17 protein-coding genes are annotated in these 18,244 nt (G+C 66.6%); 10 read left to right on the top strand and 7 right to left on the bottom strand.

Translation table 11 applies throughout. The features are described 5' to 3' along the window. The first annotated feature begins 67 nt into the window (after positions 1-67). A complete protein-coding gene (locus ON32_RS07040; RefSeq protein ID WP_040789693.1) occupies positions 68-934 on the top strand; it encodes an arylamine N-acetyltransferase family protein in 867 nt (288 codons plus the stop codon). A gap of 34 nt (positions 935-968) precedes the next feature. Here the strand turns inward: ON32_RS07040 and ON32_RS29545 are convergent, their stop codons facing one another. Continuing rightward, positions 969-1,160 (bottom strand): hypothetical protein, encoded by a 192-nt coding sequence (locus ON32_RS29545; RefSeq protein ID WP_157224112.1) that lies wholly within the window; start codon positions 1,158-1,160, stop codon positions 969-971. Positions 1,161-1,516: 356 nt separating this feature from the next. Here ON32_RS29545 and ON32_RS07030 point away from each other — a divergent pair, with 356 nt between their 5' ends. Next, on the top strand, positions 1,517-2,161 hold the full coding sequence (locus ON32_RS07030; protein WP_040789690.1) for a GntR family transcriptional regulator: 645 nt from the start codon (positions 1,517-1,519) through the stop codon (positions 2,159-2,161). Then, complete coding sequence (locus ON32_RS07025) at positions 2,158-3,423, top strand: MFS transporter (protein WP_051132945.1); 1,266 nt, start codon at positions 2,158-2,160, stop codon at positions 3,421-3,423. The genes ON32_RS07030 and ON32_RS07025 overlap by 4 nt, the downstream gene beginning before the upstream one ends. A gap of 35 nt (positions 3,424-3,458) precedes the next feature. On the opposite strand, the gene ON32_RS07020 is transcribed toward ON32_RS07025, so the two are convergent. From ON32_RS07020 to ON32_RS07005, 4 genes are all read right to left on the bottom strand, one after another. Further along, positions 3,459-3,860, bottom strand: coding sequence for a MerR family transcriptional regulator (locus ON32_RS07020; protein WP_051132944.1), 402 nt, complete (start codon positions 3,858-3,860; stop codon positions 3,459-3,461). Positions 3,861-4,160: 300 nt separating this feature from the next. Beyond that, positions 4,161-5,726: a bifunctional phosphatase PAP2/diacylglycerol kinase family protein gene (locus ON32_RS07015; RefSeq protein WP_245550850.1), complete on the bottom strand. Its 1,566-nt coding sequence runs from the start codon at positions 5,724-5,726 to the stop codon at positions 4,161-4,163. A gap of 93 nt (positions 5,727-5,819) precedes the next feature. After that, on the bottom strand, positions 5,820-6,335 hold the full coding sequence (msrA, locus tag ON32_RS07010; protein WP_040789686.1) for a peptide-methionine (S)-S-oxide reductase MsrA: 516 nt from the start codon (positions 6,333-6,335) through the stop codon (positions 5,820-5,822). A 216-nt stretch (positions 6,336-6,551) separates the two neighbouring features. Further along, on the bottom strand, positions 6,552-7,208 hold the full coding sequence (locus tag ON32_RS07005; protein WP_051132962.1) for a TetR/AcrR family transcriptional regulator: 657 nt from the start codon (positions 7,206-7,208) through the stop codon (positions 6,552-6,554). A 98-nt stretch (positions 7,209-7,306) separates the two neighbouring features. On the opposite strand from ON32_RS07005, the gene ON32_RS07000 reads away from it, so the two are divergent. Further along, positions 7,307-8,248 carry an aldo/keto reductase gene (locus ON32_RS07000; RefSeq protein ID WP_040789684.1) on the top strand — a complete coding sequence of 314 codons (942 nt, stop codon included), beginning with the start codon at positions 7,307-7,309 and terminating at the stop codon, positions 8,246-8,248. A gap of 24 nt (positions 8,249-8,272) precedes the next feature. Here the strand turns inward: ON32_RS07000 and ON32_RS06995 are convergent, their stop codons facing one another. Beyond that, positions 8,273-8,659, bottom strand: coding sequence for a tautomerase family protein (locus ON32_RS06995; protein ID WP_040789682.1), 387 nt, complete (start codon positions 8,657-8,659; stop codon positions 8,273-8,275). 69 nt (positions 8,660-8,728) lie between these two features. Here ON32_RS06995 and ON32_RS06990 point away from each other — a divergent pair, with 69 nt between their 5' ends. Next, positions 8,729-9,199: a MarR family winged helix-turn-helix transcriptional regulator gene (locus tag ON32_RS06990; protein ID WP_040789681.1), complete on the top strand. Its 471-nt coding sequence runs from the start codon at positions 8,729-8,731 to the stop codon at positions 9,197-9,199. Between the two features lie 57 nt (positions 9,200-9,256). Here the strand turns inward: ON32_RS06990 and ON32_RS06985 are convergent, their stop codons facing one another. Then, positions 9,257-10,363 (bottom strand): histone deacetylase-like amidohydrolase, encoded by a 1,107-nt coding sequence (locus ON32_RS06985; RefSeq protein WP_040789679.1) that lies wholly within the window; start codon positions 10,361-10,363, stop codon positions 9,257-9,259. Positions 10,364-10,573: 210 nt separating this feature from the next. Between ON32_RS06985 and ON32_RS06980 the strand changes: the two genes are divergently transcribed. The 5 genes from ON32_RS06980 (at position 10,574) to ON32_RS06960 (ending at position 18,157) form a co-directional block, all read left to right on the top strand. Then, positions 10,574-11,002 (top strand): hypothetical protein, encoded by a 429-nt coding sequence (locus ON32_RS06980; protein WP_051132943.1) that lies wholly within the window; start codon positions 10,574-10,576, stop codon positions 11,000-11,002. Positions 11,003-11,139: 137 nt separating this feature from the next. Continuing rightward, positions 11,140-13,302 (top strand): acyltransferase family protein, encoded by a 2,163-nt coding sequence (locus ON32_RS06975; protein WP_040789847.1) that lies wholly within the window; start codon positions 11,140-11,142, stop codon positions 13,300-13,302. A 15-nt stretch (positions 13,303-13,317) separates the two neighbouring features. Continuing rightward, entirely contained in the window at positions 13,318-14,841 is a 1,524-nt protein-coding gene (locus ON32_RS06970) for a sulfatase family protein (RefSeq protein ID WP_040789676.1), read from the top strand. A 119-nt stretch (positions 14,842-14,960) separates the two neighbouring features. Next, a complete protein-coding gene (locus ON32_RS06965; RefSeq protein WP_040789845.1) occupies positions 14,961-16,907 on the top strand; it encodes an acyl-CoA dehydrogenase family protein in 1,947 nt (648 codons plus the stop codon). Continuing rightward, entirely contained in the window at positions 16,904-18,157 is a 1,254-nt protein-coding gene (locus tag ON32_RS06960) for a carboxylate-amine ligase (RefSeq protein ID WP_306307648.1), read from the top strand. Before ON32_RS06965 ends, ON32_RS06960 begins: the two co-directional genes overlap by 4 nt. The last annotated feature ends 87 nt before the right edge of the window (positions 18,158-18,244 follow it).

The following is an 18,244-nucleotide window of genomic DNA, read 5'->3' as shown; positions in this document are numbered from 1 at the left end:
GAACGGGAACAAGTCCGCACTCGGGAGCTGTTCACCACAGGGAGCACTGCGACGAGAGCGAGACACGATGACCGAGCCGACCGACCCGTCCTACCGCTGGAACGGCGCCGACCTGGATCTGGACGCCTACCTCGCACGAATCGGGTTCGACGGAGAACGCGCCCCTACCCTGGCCACCCTGCGGCGGCTGGTGTACCTGCACACCACCTCGATCCCGTTCGAGAACCTGGAGATCATCCTCGGCCGCGGTATCCCGCTGGACCTGGAGACACTGCAGGACAAGCTGGTGAGACGCCGCCGCGGCGGCTACTGCTACGAGAACACCACCCTGTTCGCCGCCGCACTCGAGCGACTCGGATTCGGTATCACCGGTCTCAGCGGCCGGGTCACCATGGGCGCCGGCGCGGGGCTACGTCCGGCCACCCACGCGCTACTGCGGGTGACCACCCGCGACGACCATCGGGCGTGGCTGTGTGATGTCGGCTTCGGCCGAGGCCCGCTGGAACCGTACGAGCTGGTATCGGGTCGCGGCGAATTCTCCCTGGGCGCTTGGCGATTCCGATTGGAACACGCCGAAGGGCCACTCGGCCGGCCGGTGTGGACGCTGTACCAATTCGGCCGGGACGGCTGGATCGACCGCTACACCTTCACCGAGGAACCGCAATACCGCACCGACTACGCGGTGGGCAACCACTTCGTATCGACCTCGCCCCGTTCTCCGTTCACCGTGCGCCCGTTCGTCCAGCGCTTCCATCCCGAAACCCATCATGTGCTCGACGGCCTCGCCTGGACGGTCGAGCACGCCGACGGCTCCTGGGAGACCCGTGAGGTGGAACCGGGCGAACTCCCCAAGATCCTGAACGATGTGTTCGATATCGATCTATCCGACAGCGACGCCACCGCCCTGGCCGCCGCTTCCTGGATCGAACGCTGAACAATTGCCATCCCCTCGACAAACGGATCCGTTATCACGGTATCCGCTGCTCGATGTGACCCGGAAGCGAGAACCGACCGGCATCGCACCGGATTTCCGTGAGTCGGTCGGCGCCGACGGTCCGAATCCCGGTTCTCGCGAACAACAGGTCGCGTGGTTTGAACCACCAGGAGTCGATGACCGCGGTCGTGGGTGTTGCTTGCGCCAATGCCCAGACCTCATCCATCGCGATTCCACCCAGAGCAGGTACTCGTTCGGCGTCACCGATGCAACCGGCCGGCGCTTCTTCTACCGCGTCCCCGGATAGCAGCCGGGCGTTCACCGTCGGAGCGAGCCTCCGACCCGGCATCGTCTTGTCCGAGCCCGGCAACCCGTTGATCGGCACGAGAAGTTCGCCCGCCGTGTCATCATCGCGGCGACTTCTTCCGCGACGTTTCCGGGGGGCAGCGGTGTCGCGAAGTCGGTACGTCACGACCTCGATGGTTCCGCGCACCCGCCGACCACACGCGACAGTCGAGTACGCCACCTCATCGGTCGGCGGCCCTCATTCTCGGACTATCGACAACCTGTAATATACATCTTGTGCCTAAGAAGTATTCATCCGCTGAATTGGCCTACCGCGAGGTCAAGGAACGCATTCTGAGCGGGGCGCTGCCGGGTGGAGAACTCATCAGCGAAGGAGAGGTCGCCGCCGAGCTCGGCACCTCGCGCACCCCTGTTCGGGAGGCGTTTCTCCGCCTGGAGACCGAAGGCTGGATGAAGCTCTACCCGAAGCGGGGCGCACTGGTGACACCGATCCCGGCCCGTGAGGCCGAGCATGTGGTGCACGCCCGCTATGTCGTGGAAACCGCCGCCGTCCGCGCATTGAACGAAAGCACTCGCGCCGAGGTGGTTCCGATCCTGAGGGAATCGCTGCACCGACAGCGCGACCTGGCCCGAACCGCCGACTACGAGCAGTTCGCGGTGGTGGACACCGATTTTCACCGCACCTACGTGGTCGCCGCGGACAATCCGCTGCTCACCGGTTTCTACGATTCGCTGCGGGAACGGCAGCGCCGGATGAACAGCGCCGCGCTGCACCGGCGCTCGATCGATGTCGAACAGATCATCGACCAGCATGTGCGACTGGCCGACCATATCGAAGCAGGCGACACCGAGGCCTTCGCGACGGAGCTCGTCGCGCATCTGAGCGGGGTGCACCAGCTGGAACTGAAGGGATTACTGTGACCGCGCCGACGATCACCCGCACCGCCCCCACTCCGACACGTATTCGCTCACGCGGCTGGTGGGGGGTCGCGGCGGCAATGTTCGCCATCGCCTGGGGCGGGAACGAGTTCACCCCGCTACTGGTGATGTACAAGAACAACGGGATGCCGGTCACCACCGTCGACGTGCTGCTGTTCGACTATGTGTTGGGTATTGTCCCCGCTCTGCTGATCGGTGGTCCGCTTTCGGATCGGCACGGCCGTCGCCGGCTCATGCGCCCCGCCCCCGTTATCGCCGCGACCGGTTCACTGCTTCTGGCGTTCGGGTCCGGATCGGTGCCGCTGCTCTCGGCCGGGCGGGTACTGTGCGGGGTGGCGTTGGGGCTCGCCATGGCCGTCGGTAGCAGTTGGCTCAAGGAGCTGGCGCAGCCGCCGTACAGCCCCGAAACCGCGCCCGGCAGTGGGGCACGACGCTCCGCGATGAGCCTGACCGGCGGATTCGCCCTCGGTGCCGGTGTCGCGGGCGCGCTGGCGCAATGGGGTCCCTGGCCGAACACGCTGCCGTTTCTGATCAATGTAGTGGTGTGTCTGGGCGCCGCGGTCTGGATCATCCGGGCCCCGGAAACACTGTGCCCACCGGAAAACCCCCGGCCACTACTGGAAGATCTGAAGATCCCGGCGGCCGGACACCATCGATTCCTCCGGGTGGCGTTACCGGTCGCGCTGTGGCTTTTCGCCTCTGCCGCCACCGCATACGCGGTGTTACCCGCCCTGATGGCCTCCCGGGTGCAGGCGGCTCCGATCGCCTACTCGGCGCTGCTCAGCGTCGTCACTCTCGGCTGCGGTTTCACCATTCAATCCCTGGCCCGGCGTATCGACCGGCCCGGCACCGCCCGCGCCGCGACGGTATCGCTGATCCTGGTCACCTGCGGGATGGTCACCGCGGCGGCCGCGGCGACCGTGCTGAACCAGTGGCTGACCCTCGCCACCACGCTCGTATTGGGCGCAGGTTACGGGATCGGCCTGGTGGCCGGACTCCAGGAAATAGAACGCATCGCCCGCCCCGACGACCTCGCCGGCCTCACGGCCGTCTTCTACTCGGTCAGCTACCTGGGGTTCGGCACCCCCGCCCTGCTGGCCTTCATCCACGAGACGACCGGAATCGGCTATCCGGCGATGCTGGGTGCCGGAGCACTCATAGCACTGGCCTGCCTGATGCTGGTACTACGCAACTACCGTTGCCCCCCGTCGACAAGTCCCGAGAACGCACCATCCACCCCTTAATCGAATACTTCCCACAAACGAGTACGACTTCGCCGTCAGGCTGGGCCATTGCCATCGGCGCGGCCGGCGAAGTCGCGACACTGTGGGCATTCCCGTATGACAGGGTGGCGGCATTCCAGGGTGTGGTTCAGGAAATCGGCCGCCTGTCCGAGCTCGGTTTGCCTGGTGCGCAAGATCTGCACCTGTCGCTCGACCACTGCCCGGCGCTCCTCTGGGGAACCACGCAGCAGGAGCGCCAGGTCGGACAGGCTCAATCCCGCGCGTTGGCACCGCAGGCACGCCGCGATCTCATCCACCTGCTGCGGTGTGTATCGACGCTCCCCGGTCGCCGACCGGTACGGCGTGATGACCCCTTCGGCCTCCCAATGCCGCAGTAGGTGGGTCGACACCCCGAGCCGCTGGGCGACCTCACCGATTCGCAGTAGCTCCTCCAACACGACCCTCCTCCCTTGGCTTCGAGTCGACTCCAACCCCTGGTGTCGTCCTCATGATGGTTCACGAATTACACTGCGGCACAATCGATCCCCCGGAGGTACCACAGTCCGGGACGCGCCCTGCTTCACGGACTGGTACCCGTTGATCGAACTGGGCGACTCGCTGTTGGCCGTCGACACCGGCATCGGTCTCGCGGACATCGAGCAGTGCCCGGTTCATAACCGGATCGAGCCGGTCCGTCCGGTACCGGACCCGGTGGAAACCCGCGTCGCGCGGGCTCGGTCGCTGACCGGTGTTTCCGCTCAGCTGTCGGAGCGGAACACGTCGCGCAGCCAGGGCGCCCGACGATGGTGTGGGCGGCTGCGATCGACCCAGAGGGGGTTGGATTCGTCGCGCCGGTACACCGCGAGCCGTCCCGCCATCGAGAAACGCAGATGCGTGGCCTTGCCCACCACTTCACCGTCGGTGGCCAACGCTTCGGCGTCGGGCAGGTGCACGAGCAGCTCGGGCAGTTGACGTTCGCCGTAGACCCGGCTGTGGCCGATGGCGGCCAACAGCAGCGCGATAACGGCACGGGTGCGCGACCAACGCAGATCGGCGCGCAGCCAACGGATATCGAGCAAACCGGAATCGAGCCGGTCGCGGAAGGCGGGCACGGCGCCATGAGGGTGATAGGGGCCGTTGCCGACGAACAGGAACCACACCCGCTGCCAGCGACCGTCCAGGCAGATCTCGATCGGTTCGGCCCGATGCAGGGTGACCACGAGCGCCGCGGCGAAGGCGGGCCATTTGCCCCAGCGCTTCTGCCATTTCTCCCGCAACTGCACCAGGTCCGGATAGGAGCCGAGGCTGGCGGTATTGATCAGGTATCGGGTGCGCTTATCGGTTCCGTCGCCGTATTCGACACTGGCGATATCGACCGCGACGGCCTCACCGACACCGGTGGCATCGATCACCTCGCGCAGATCGTAGACACCGAGATCCCGGGCGAAATGGTTGAGCGTCCCGGTGGGAACTACGACCAGCGGTAACCCGCGACGCAACGCGACCGCGGCCACGGACGCCACCGTGCCGTCGCCGCCCGCGGCGCCGACCGCCAGCACCGGCTGGTCGTGTTCGTCGATGGCCTGTTCGAGTTGTTCGGCGCAGTCGAGGTCGGGTTGGGTGCGCAGTACGGTGGCGGCGGGTAGGGCCTCACGGATGTCGTCGGTGGGGTCGTAGTTCGGGTCGCCGGAGATGGGGTTCACCATCACCACGAGCCCTTTGCCCTCCGCCAAAACCGGCGCCTCGGGGGCGGGAGCGGCCTGCGCCTCGTCGGATTCCCGCACCGGCCACCAGCGGCGGGTGGCCAGGGCGATACCGGAACCGACGGCCGCGCCGACGAGCACATCCGAGCCCCAGTGCACACCGGTGTGCACCCGGGAGTAGGCCACGGCGGCCGCGAGCGGAGCGACGGCCAACGCGGTGCGCGGACTTTCCATCGCCACCGCCGTGGCGAAGGCCGCCGCGGTGGCGCTGTGCCCCGAGGGGAAGGACGATGATCTCGGAGCGGGGCTCAGACGCCGATGCGCGGGCATCAGTTCGGCGGCCGGGCGGCGCCGCGCGAACAAGGTTTTCAACCCGACATTGGCCACGAAGCTGGCTCCGGCCACAGCAACGACGCCGCGCAATGCGGCCCGGCGAGTGGCACCCTGGCGGGAGGCGAGCAACGCCGCGCAGGCCAGCCACAGCATGCTGTGGTCGGCGCTGGTGGTGAGGTGTAACAGACCACGGTCGATCCGCGAGGCGGGCAGTCCGGCCACCGCCTCGCCGACCGCCCGATCGAATCGTCCGACCCTGTGGAACCTACGGCGCGCCCAGCTACTCACCCGATCGACATTACCGATCGCTTCGACACACCGGCGAGCCGAAGTGACACCGGGCGCTCGCACGGAGGAAGCTCCGAAACCCGCCGGGTCGGGCTACGCGGTGGTCCGCTCTCGCTTCGGCAACTTCCAATTCGGCCGCGGGAAATGGCAGGTGTATCCGTCCGGGTAGCGCTGGAGATAGTCCTGGTGTTCGGGCTCGGCCTCCCAGAACTCGCTCGCCGGGGTCACCTCGGTGACGACCTTGCCCGGCCACAGACCCGACTCCTCGATATCGACGATGGTGCTCAACGCGGTCCGCTTCTGTTCGTCGTCGAGATAGAAGATCGCCGAACGGTAGCTGGTGCCGATATCGTTTCCCTGCCGGTCCTTGGTCGTCGGATCGTGGATCTGGAAGAAGAATTCCAGCAGCGTGCGATAGTCCGTCCGTTCCGGGTCGTAGATGATCTCCACGGCCTCCGCATGCCCCGGATGATTGCGGTAGGTGGGATGGTCGTTGCGCCCACCGGTGTAGCCGACCCTGGTCGACAGCACACCCGGTTGTTTGCGGATCAGGTCCTGCATACCCCAGAAACATCCACCGGCCAGGATGGCCCTCCGCGTTTCGGTCACGCTTCCTCCTTCGTCCGCCTCATTATCGGCCCCCGGACAACATCGTCCCCTCGTACAACCCACGTCTCGGCTCGGAAAATCCCGTTCCGACGGTTGTTGTCCGACGGTTACTGTCCATTGCCTCGCCGAGGCGTCGGGACCGACGATCGGATCATCGGCACAAGCGAGTTCGGGCCACTCGGGCACGACCTGCCCGTCACCGGCACCTTCGACCTTTCACCCGGTATCACCGCCCGGACCGATGTCGGATGCATGTCGATCGACGGAAGCGGCGGTGTCGTTTCGCGGGCGAAGCGCGTCGACGACGAGATCGAGAAGGCGACCGGTCCGGTCCGGGTCGCCATCGGTCGCCGTGGAGAGGAATACCCCCAGGAGCATGGCGGTGATGTCGTCGCTGTTCACGTCCGCGCGCAGAGAACCCGCGCGGGCCCCGGCGGAGAGGATCTCGGCGATTGCGGCGGTGATACGTGCCCGGGTGGTGGGTGTCGATATCCGTCCCGATGCCCACCCGGCGCGCAGGGTGTCGATCATTCCCCGCTTGGCCGTCACGAACGCCGCGTAGCGATTCATCCAGGCGCGAAGGGCGGCGTCGGGCGGCAACCTGTCGAGCAGGGTGGCGGCACTGGCGGTGACATCGTCGAGTTCGGCGGCGTAGACGGCCTCGACGAGCGCCTCGCGGGTTGGGAAATGACGGTAGAGCGTGCCGATACCGACGCCGGCCGCACGGGCGATGCCCTCCAACGGGACGGTGTCGTCGGCCTCCGTGAAGGCGGTACGGGCGGCGGCGATGAGCTTTTCCCGATTTCGCCGCGCGTCGGCGCGGACCGCGCGTTTCGCGGCGGACCGCCCTGCTTGGCCCGCGCCGGGCCGGATGTCGAACCGATTCAAAGCGGAGGACCCTCCGGTAGTGCTATCGTCGAATTAACGGAGGCTCCTCCGTTTCTTTTCCGATTCTACGAGGACAGATACACATGCACTCCACCCACACTCCTTCCTCCGCGACCGACACCGCCACCGCACACCCCGGAGGACCCGGCCACCTGGCCGGCCACACCGTTTCCCGCATCGGGTACGGCGCAATGCAACTCGAGCGCCTGCACGGTGACCGCGGCAGCGCCCTGGCACTCCTGCGCCGCGCGGTCGAGCTCGGCGTCGACCACATCGATACCGCCCAGTTCTACGGCAACGGCCTGGTCAACGAGTTCATCCGAGAGGCGATTCGCCCACAGGACGGTGTCGTGGTCGTCAGCAAGGTCGGCGCGGACCCCGATCCCGACGGCCCCATCCCGCTACGACCTGCGCAACGACCCGAGGAACTTCGGGCCAGTGTCGAGGACAATCTCACAAGTCTGGGACTCGAACACATTCCGGTGGTGAATCTGCGCCGTCTCGAAACCGGCCCCGGCCTGCGCGCCGAGGGCGAGCAAGCGGTCGATATCGACGACCAGCTCGCCGTGATGATCGCACTGCGGGACGAGGGCAAAATCGGTGCGATCGGACTGAGCAGCATCACCCTGGCCACGCTGCGCCGAGCACTTCCGGCGGGCATCGCCTGCGTCCAGAACGCCTACAGCCTCGTCACCCGCGAGGACGAAGATATCCTTCGCCTGTGCCTCGCCGAGGGTATCGCCTGGGTACCGTACTTCCCGCTCGGCGGTGCGTTCCCCGCCATCCCGAAGGTCACCGACGAACCGGCGGTCCGGGCCGCGGCACAGCGCCTCGGCGTCACCGCCGCCCAGATCGGCCTGGCCTGGCTCCTACACCACACCCCGAACACACTCCTCATCCCCGGCACCGCCGACGCCGGTCACCTCGAGGCGAATATCGCCGTGGGCGCGATTCGACTCGACGAATCGACGCTCGACACACTCGACCGCATCCCGTCGCGTTCGATCGACCTACCGCTGGACTGACCTGCCGTCGCGGTACCGCCTCCGCTACGACGCGAGCACGAGACCACCGACCCCGGTGCGTCCCTGCGGAGTGCCGACCAGTTCGACGGTCACCCCGGCTCGGACGGGTTCGCCGAATACGGAGACGATCGCGTCGGTAACGCCCGCGACCAGGCGGGCCACAATGTCCCGCGCGTCCGGGTGCTCGAACGCCGCCTCCCGGATACCGAACGTCACACTCGGCGACGGCGCCTGCGCCGGACAGCCGCCGATACCCCAACGTTCGGCAGGCAATCCGATCAGTCGCACTTCGACGATCTCTCGCGCCCATTCGCCGTAGACCCCGACGACCGCCTCGGTCAATGTCTCGATCAGCTCGACTTCTCGGCCGGCGAGATCGCTTTCCAGGACATGCACTGTCAGATGCGGCATACCGCTCCCTCTAGAATACGTTTGACAACAAATAATCTTTGCAAACAAAGGCAATTGGGAGGCAGTCGAGTGTCAACACCCGACCCCGCGGACGACACCGTCCGAAAGCTGCTGTTGCTGATGCCGCGCCTGATCGGCCGGGCCAAACGCACCCCGCCACCGGAACAACTGCGTTCCCTCGACCTGGCCCCGAGACATCTGTCCCTACTGTCCTTACTGCTCCTCGACGGCCCCCAAACCGTTTCCCGGCTGGCCGAGGAACTCGAGGTCGCACCCACCACGGTGAGTCTGCTCGTGAGCGACCTGAGCCGCAAAGGGGTGCTCATCCGTCACGAGGACGAGGCCGACCGCCGCCGACGTATCGTCGATATCGCCCCCGAAAGCCGACCGGCCATCTCTCAATGGCTCTCCCCCAACGCCCGCGCCTGGCGGCACGCCCTCACCCCGTTGACACCCGCGCAACGGCGCATGGTCGTCGACACCCTACTCGCCTACGAGGCCGCCATCGCCGCCGAACACGACCGGATGTCACCGGACTGATCCCCCGGTCGGCGCCGTGCGAACACATCCACCCGGCGCCGACCGCGCGTTATCGACTCACAGGTCGGCGACCAGTTCCGCCGCTGCGGCGATCGCGGCGGCCTCGTGATCGAGAAGCACGTCCCCGCCCTGCGTCGAAACGATCGGCGTGTACGGATCGTCCACGTATTCCTCGCCGAGCAGCTCACGCAGCACCGCGACCCCACAGAACGGGACATAGTGCGGGCTGTAGCCGCCTTCCTGCACGAAGGCGATCCGGCCCGCGCAGAGTTCGGCGGCGAGATCGAGCATGCGCCGGGTCAGGGTCCGGAAGCCGCTGCTGGTGACCATCTGCCGGGCCAACGGATCGAGAATGCTCGCATCGAAACCGCACGCCACGATGATCAGTTCGGGCGCGAAGGCGCGCAGCGCCGGTTCGACGACCTGTTCGATCGCATGGAGATAGGCCGCGTCGCCACTCCCCGGCGGCAGCGGAACATTGATCGCGTACCCGTACCCGTCGCCCGCGCCGCGCTCGGTGCGATAACCGGAATTCGGCGGGAAACACAGGTGCTGATGGATCGAAAGGGTCAGCACCGATCGGTCCTCGTACCAGATGTCCTGGGTGCCGTTGCCGTGATGGACATCCCAGTCGACGACGGCGACACGCTCGACGCCCAGCACTTCCTTGGCGTAGGCGGCGGCAATGGAGACATTGTTGAAAACGCAGAAACCCATACCGGTCGCACGGGTCGCATGGTGGCCCGGCGGATTGACCAGTGCGTAACCATTGTCGACCGTTCCCGCCAGCACCTGTTTCACGAGTTCGATGGCGCCGCCCGCCGAGAGCGCGGCGATCTCGTATCCACCCTTGCCGAACGACGAGACACCATCGCCGGCGTCCCCACCTTTCGGCTGCGAACTCTCGGCTTTGATCCGCTCCAGATGCTCCGCGGTGTGCACCCGCAGAATATCGGTCTCACTCGCGGGTTTCGCTTCGATCGAATGTAATTTGCCGAGTAGGCCGGACACCGAGACCAATTCGTGGAACCGCCGTTTGGTGTCGGGATGCGCGAGGTGGTGTCCGATGGGTTGGAGACCAACCGTGGCATCGGACGGAAACAGGCTTCCGCTGCCGGTGTCGACCCATCCGTAGAGGGTGTTCCACACATAACCGGTCGTCATGGCGATCTCCTGAGTACGGGGTGAACCGATACGAGCCCACCTGATCCGACCCGCCTCGGCGGGTTTTCGAGCTCATTACAGACACAGCAACAGATAACCGCAACCGGAAGGCTACTCCGAGATATTTGCCTGCGCGGGTACACCGGAGGACGCTCGGGTTATGGCCAAACCGTATCGAACGGGACGGGTGCGCGGGCGTCCGACGCGTGGATGCGCGCCGTGCTATGCGCCGGTCTGCCGATACGGTCGTTCCGCGTTCTCGGCGTGTCCGGGCGACGCACCGGCCGCGTGATCGAAACACCGCCGGCGGTGTCCGCGCAGGAGGGCCGACGCTACCCGGTGACGTCCTACGAGATGGTGAACCGGGTGCTTAACCTGCGTGCGGCCCGGGGCAGAGCGACCCTGCGTCACGGCCGGCACGTCGAAACCGTGACGGCCATCGAGTTGCCCCTCGAGCGCACGGCGCAGGTGTTTCGGGCATCGTTGATATCGGGACCACCGCGCGTCCCGAAACTCGTCGTGGCGCTGTATCGGCGGCTGTTCGTCCTGCCGTATCCGGATGCGGCGCCGGACTCGTCACCCGAGCAATTCATCGACGATGCTCGGACACATCCCGTTTTCGAAATAGCGTCGACATAATCTCTGGGTTACCGGTCGTGAGGTGTGGTCGATTTATTCGTATATGACGCCGATCGCCGCAATGGAAATGAATACGGAATATTCGTACGCGGCGAGTTGTCGTGACACCATCGGCAAGTTCGATGACAATGCCGGCCATGACCGTGGCGGCCGACAAAGAATTGGATGATCGGCGGGCGAACCGGGACGACAACGCGGTGCCGAGAAAATTCTTCCGACCCGATATCGAAGGGTTGCGAGCGGTTGCCGTGGTGGCCGTCGTACTCTTTCACGCGGGCCTGCCCGGTATGCACGGCGGATTCATCGGCGTGGACGTATTTTTCGTCGTTTCCGGTTTTCTCGTCACCGAAATCCTTTATCGGCGAACGGTTGCCACCGGCACCATCGAGGCGGCACGGTTCTACGGCGCGCGGGCCCGCCGACTCCTGCCCGCGGCGGGTGTCGTCCTCGTCGCCACCGCGATCGCCGCCGCCGTACTATTACCGCCGCTACCGGCCCGCCGGGTGCTCGGCGACGGAATCGCCGCCGCGCTGTATGCCGGGAACTATCGATTCGCGCTGCACGATATAGACTATCTGGCCGGCGATACGCTCCCGTCGCCGTTCCGGCACTTCTGGTCGCTCGGGGTGGAGGAACAGTTCTATCTGTTGTGGCCGGCGGTGATCGCCGCGACGACCTGGGTGATACGCCGCCGAGCCGCCGCGGTGACACCGCTGCCGTATCTGATCGCACTCGCCCTCGTCGCCGGGTCGTCCTTCGCGCTATCGCTGAGCTGGACCGAGACCCTGCCGTCGTGGGCGTTCTTCTCACTGCCCACCCGGGCCTGGGAGTTGGCCGCCGGGGGCATGATCGCCTTGTCGACGACGGTATGGTCCCGGCTACCGCGAATACCGGCCACCCTCGTCGGCTGGATCGGGTTACTGCTGATCATCGCCGCCTGCGTGCGGTTCGACGAGCACACCCGGTATCCGGGGACCGCCGCGCTGCTGCCCGTCGCGGGGACCGTATTGGTGATCGTCTCCGGCTGTAGCGCGCCCCGGTTCGGTGTCGGCCGCGGACTGGCGCTCACCCCGGTGCGGGCGATCGGACGCGGGTCCTACTCGTGGTATCTGTGGCATTGGCCGGTTCTGCTGCTCGCGCCTCGGGCGCTCGGCCATCCGCTGGGACCGAGCGGATCGCTGGGCGCGATCATGGTGGCGGGCGGACTCGCCATGCTCACGTTGTGGCTGGTCGAGAACCCGGTGCGTTTCGCCGAGCGACTACATGTATCGGCCGCGCGCAGCCTCGCCTGCGGCGGTGCGGCCACCGCGATCGCCGGCGGTACCGCACTCGCCCTGCTCGTGCTCGTCCCGGCCCCGATCGGCCGCGGCGCCCCGGCCCCGGCCCTTGCCCTCGCCGCCCCCGCAGCGCCGACAACCCCCGTCGTCGACCCCATCGAGGAAACGATCCGACGGCAGACCGAGCAGGCGCAGACCGCCATTGCCGCGGCCACCGACCTGCGTGCCGTTCCCACCAACCTCGCTCCCGCGCTCGCCGAGGCGGCCGGAAGCAAGGCCGAGGTGTTCGGAAACGGCTGTGTGCGGTCCTGGCACGAGGTGGGACAGGCCGAATGCGCCTTTGGTGCCCCGGACTCGGCCACCACGGTGGCCTTGGTCGGCGATTCCCACGCCGCGATGTGGCATCCGGCGTTCGAACGGGTCGCCGCGGCACGACACTGGCGGCTGGAGACCATGGCCAAGGTCACCTGCCCACTGATGGACCTGCCCATCACCAGTCCGTATCTGGGCCGCCGATACACCGAATGCGAGCGGTGGCGCGACCAGGTCATGACCCGGCTTCGGATCGAGCGACCGCGGTTGATCGTGCTGAGTATGTCCCGGAGGTACGGCGCCGACTTCGGTTTCGTCTCCTACGACCCCGCCTGGATCGACGGCCTGCGCCGGCTGGTCGCCCGGTTACGCTCGACCGGAGCGACCGTACTGGTCCTGGGGCCGGTTCCCGATCCGCACACCGATGTCCCGCTGTGTCTGTCCGAGCATCTCGACGATCCCACCGCCTGCGCCCCGACCCGAGCGGATGCGCTCGACGACGCGGGGATTGCGGCCGAACGGGCGGCGACCATCGCCGGAGGCGGCCGGTACGCCGACCTGACCCCGCTGTTCTGCGCTCCCACCGGTTGCCCTCTCGTCATCGGTGACAATTTGGTCTTCCGCGACGACAATCACCTCACCGTCGAGTACGCCGAAACACTCGCACCCGTCATCGACACACTCACCGAACGTGCGCCGACCCGTAACTGAGTCGAGGAGTTGTCCATGTATTCCGTTCGCTCCCTGCGTCGCTGCCTGCTCGCAGCGGTCACGGCGCTGATGACGGTGGCCGGGTGCGTATCCGCGGTGTCGGTCGCGGACTCCGCCGATCGGCGACCGAATGTGGTGCTGATCCTCACCGACGATCTGGACTCGGCGACCACCCCGGTATGGCAGGTGATGCCGCGCACCGCCGCGCTGATTCGTGATCGCGGCATGGAATTCACCCAGAGTTTCGCCCCCATGCCGATCTGCTGCGCGGCCCGCGCCTCCATCCTCACCGGCGAATACGGCCACAACACCGGGGTGCTCACCAATGCCGGCGAAGTGGGCGGCTTCGAGACCTTCCGCGCCCGCGGCAACGAATCCCACACCCTCGCAACCGCTTTGCACGCGGCCGGATACCGGACCGGTATGGCCGGTAAGTACCTCAACGGCCTCGAGGACGATCCGGGCCATATCCCGCCCGGCTGGGACGACTGGAACGCCGGGGTGGACAACTTCCTGTACACCGGTTACAACTACACCCTCAACGAGAACGGCAGATTCGTGAAATACGGTGTGGCACCGCAGGATTACGAAACCGACGTGATCCGCGCCAAATCCGAGCGGTTCATCACCGAGGCCGCCGAGTCGGGGCAACCGTTCTTCTGGTACGCCGCCTCCACCTCCCCGCATTTCCCGATTCCGCCCGCGCCGCGGCACCTGCCCGAAACCCGGCCCACGGCCGCACCACGGTCACCGAACTATCAGGAGCCCGATGTGTCGGACAAACCGTCGTGGCTGATCGATACGGCGGACGCGCGGGCGGCGACGATCGCCGTGACCAACGACGCCGACTACACCAACCGACTGGGCGCGCTGAAATCCCTGGACGAGATGGTCGCCAATATCATCGACACCCTGGCCCGCACCGGCGAACTGGACAACACCTATCTGATCTTCACCTCCGACAACGGCTACAGTCTCGGCGCCCACCGCCTCACCCAGAAGATGGCCCCCTACGAGGAGTCCCTGCGGGTTCCGCTCGCGATCGCCGGCCCCGGTATCGATCCCGGACGCAGCGATGCCATGGCCTTGTCGATCGATCTCGCCCCCACCGTTCTCGACTGGGCCGGTATCCCGATCCCCGACCGGATGGACGGCCGGTCCCTGGTGCCCGTGCTGTCCGGCGCCGGCGGCGGGTGGCGTAACGATTTCGTCGCCGAGTACGGCGGCGCGGGGTACACCGGTCGTGACGGCATCGCCCAGGAACAGATTCCCGGCACCGACACCCCGATCGTCTACGCGCTCGATATGCCGTCCTGGAGCGCCGTACGCACCGACCGGTACCTGTACGTTCGGTGGTACGAACGGGAACGCCCCCTCGACCGGCGCGAGTACGAACTGTACGACCTGTGGACCGACCCCTACCAGCTCACCAACCTCATCAAAACTCCCGAGGGTCGCGCAGCCCACACCGATGTGGTCGCCGCTCTCGACCGTCGCCTCACCACCTTGACCACCTGTTCGGGTGCGGGCTGCCGCTAGCGGCCCGAACACCATGGGAGAACACGGTCGGCGCAAACCCTGCGCCATTTGGCCCTACCGACGGGTAACACGGCCTCCTACACTCGACTGTGATCGTCGTCACGTCCGAGGAGGACATAATGACCACTACCGGCAAAGTCGACGTCACCGAGGAACAGTCCCGCCAGTTGGTCGAGGAGTCGCGCGAGGCCACCTGGACCAAACCCTCCTTCGCCAAGGAACTGTTCCTCGGCCACTACCGCACGGACCTCATCCACCCGTTCCCGCGCCCCAGCGCGGAGGACACCGCCAAGACCGACGCGTACCTGGCCCGACTGCGGGCCTACTGCGAGACCCTCGACGGCAACGTGATCGAGGAGCAGGACCGCATCCCGGAAGAGTATGTGCGCGGCCTTGCCGAGCTGGGCTGCTTCGGCCTGAAGATCCCCGAGGAATACGGCGGGCAGGGCCTGTCCCAGGTCGGCTACAACAAGGCGCTGATGCTGGTCGCCTCCGTGCACTCGAGCCTGAGTGCGCTGCTGTCCGCGCACCAGTCCATCGGTGTGCCCGAGCCGCTGAAGTTGGCGGGCACCCCGGAGCAGAAGCAGAGGTTTCTACCCCGCTGCGCCCGGGGCGCGGTGAGCGCCTTCCTGCTCACCGAACCCGACGTCGGCTCCGACCCGGCCCGGATGGCCTGCACCGCCACCCCCACGACCGACGGCGAGGCCTACGAGCTCAACGGCGTCAAACTGTGGACCACCAACGGTGTGGTGGCCGAGCTGCTGGTCGTGATGGCGCGGGTACCGAAGAGCGAGGGCCATCGCGGCGGTATCTCCGCCTTCGTCGTGGAGGCCGACTCCCCGGGCATCACCGTGGAACGCCGCAATTCGTTCATGGGTCTGCGCGGTATCGAGAACGGCGTCACCCGCATGCACAATGTCCGGGTTCCCAAGGAGAACCTCATCGGCCGGGAAGGCGACGGCCTGAAAATCGCCCTCACCACCCTCAACGCCGGTCGGCTGGCGATTCCGGCGATGTGCACGGGGGCGGCCAAATGGTCGCTGAAGATCGCCCGCGAATGGTGCGGCGCCCGCGTTCAGTGGGGCCGGCCGGTCGGCGAGCACGCCGCGGTGGGTGCCAAGGTGTCCTTCATCGCCGCGACGGCCTACGCCATGGAGGCGGTACTCGACCTCTCGGCCACCATGTACGACGAGAACCGCAACGACATCCGTATCGAGGCGGCATTGGCCAAGCTGTGGGCCTCGGAGATGGCCTGGCAGATCGCCGACGAACTCGTGCAGATCCGAGGCGGCCGCGGTTACGAGACGGCGGCATCGCTGCGGGCACGGGGCGAACGCGCGGTCGGCGCCGAACAGCTGCTGCGCGATCTGCGGATCAACCGGATCTTCGAAGGGTCCAGTGAGATCATGCGCCTGCTCATCGCCCGGGAGATGGCCGATGCGCATATGGCCGCCGCCGGGGCGTTGGTCGACCGCAAAGCGGAGTTCAAAGAGAAAGCGAAAGCGGCGGTGGGCGCCGGCGGCTTCTACGCCAAATGGTTCCCACAGTTGACCGTCGGTCCGGGCACGGCACCGGCCGCGTTCGGCGAGTTCGGTCCACTGGCGCGGCATATGCGCTTCGCCGAACGAATGTCACGCAAACAGGCCCGCGCCCTGATGTACGGCATGGCGCGCTGGCAGGCCAAGCTCGAATACCGACAGGTGTTCTTGGGCCGCATCGTCGATATCGCCGCGGAACTGTTCGCCATGTCGGCGGCGTGTGTGCGGGCGCAGGCCGAACGCGCCGACGGCACCGCCGAAGCGGCGGCCGCCGAGGAACTGGCCGATATGTTCTGCCGGCAGGCGCGCATTCGGGTGCGCCGGTTGTTCGACTCGCTGTGGGACAACACCGACGACGAGGACATGCGGGTGGCACACAATGTGCTCGACGGCCACTACCGCCGGCTGGAGGAGGGCGTACTCGACCCGAGCGAGGGCACCGGTCCGTGGATCGCCGAATGGCAGATGGGTCCGTCCACGGAGGAGAATCTGTTGCGGCCGTGGCTGCGGGTACCGGCGCATCGGTGATCGATCCAATCGCCCCGCGCTCACCGCGGCTCTCCGTACCCGCGGTCGAGCCGACGACCGCCGGTGTGATCGACCATCCCGAGGTGGTCGACCACACCGGATTCCCGGAGCAGCTCCGACCGGCTCCGATGAGCAAACCCATGAGTATGGAGGCGGGCTCCTCGACCGTGGGGGTCGAGGAGGAGTTCTTCCTCACCGACCCCGAAACCGGCGCTCCCGTCGCGAAGAACGTCGAGGTGGCGGGGACGGCCGAACAGGCCGGTATCAACCTGTATCCGGAGCTCATCCGCTGCCAGATCGAGGCCAATACCCGGGTCCATTCCAGCTCGTCCCACCTGCTCACGGAACTGTGCGAGCTGCGACGCACCATCGCCTCGTGCGCCGAGAAGAACGGAGCCCGCCTGCTCGCCGTCGCGGTTCCACCGACCGTTTCGGACGATATTCCGATCACCGCGACACCGCGCAATCGGCGTATCGTCGAGAACTACGGCAGGCCGGCGCACGAACAGCAGGTATGCGGCTGCCACGTCCATATCGGCGTCCCGGACCGGGATGCCGCCATTCGGGCGAGTAATTTCCTGCGGCCCTGGCTGCCACTGTTCCTGGCGCTGACCGCGAATTCGGCGCTCTACCACGGCGCGGAAACCGGTTACCGGAGTTGGCGCCGAATCCTGTGGGGGCGGTGGCCGAGTGCGGGACCCCCACCGTATTTCGATTCGGCGGCCGACTACGACGCCATGGTCGCGATGATGTTGTCCCACGGCATCATCCTCGACCGGAAAATGGTGTACTGGGATGTTCGTCCGTCGGTGCGATATCCCACCGTGGAGATCCGTATCAGCGATATCCCGGCAACGGCACAGGAAACCGCCCTACTGGCAACCCTGATCCGCGCCACGGTGCTGACCGCCCGCACAGCACCGGTGCAGAAGCGACCCCCGGCGAAGATATTCGACGAGTTGCTCCGGCTCGCGTACTGGAAGGCGGCACGTGACGGTATCGCGGGCGAACTCGTCGACCCGACGAATGGGCGGAAGATTCCGGGGCGGATCTGGCTGGCCGAACTCATTGCCCGTATCCGCCCGGCATTGGAGGAGTTGGGCGATTACCGCTTCGTCGCCGAAACGGTGGACGCCGTCCTGGCCCGCGGCAACGGCGCGACGCGACAGCTTCGCACCTATCACACCCACCACGACATACAGGACGTCATCGCGGAGCTGTCCGACGCGACACTTCAGGGCTGTGGTTGACCCCAGCACCCCCGGCCCCTGAGGAGCCGACGAACGACCGAAGTCCTACCAGCGTTGCTCACCCGGCACACCACCACGAGTTCACGC

Origin of the sequence: Nocardia paucivorans NBRC 100373 (assembly GCF_000308675.1) — a bacterium.
Taxonomy (GTDB): Bacteria; Actinomycetota; Actinomycetes; order Mycobacteriales; family Mycobacteriaceae; genus Nocardia; species Nocardia paucivorans.
This window is presented reverse-complemented; position numbering and strand designations above follow the sequence as displayed.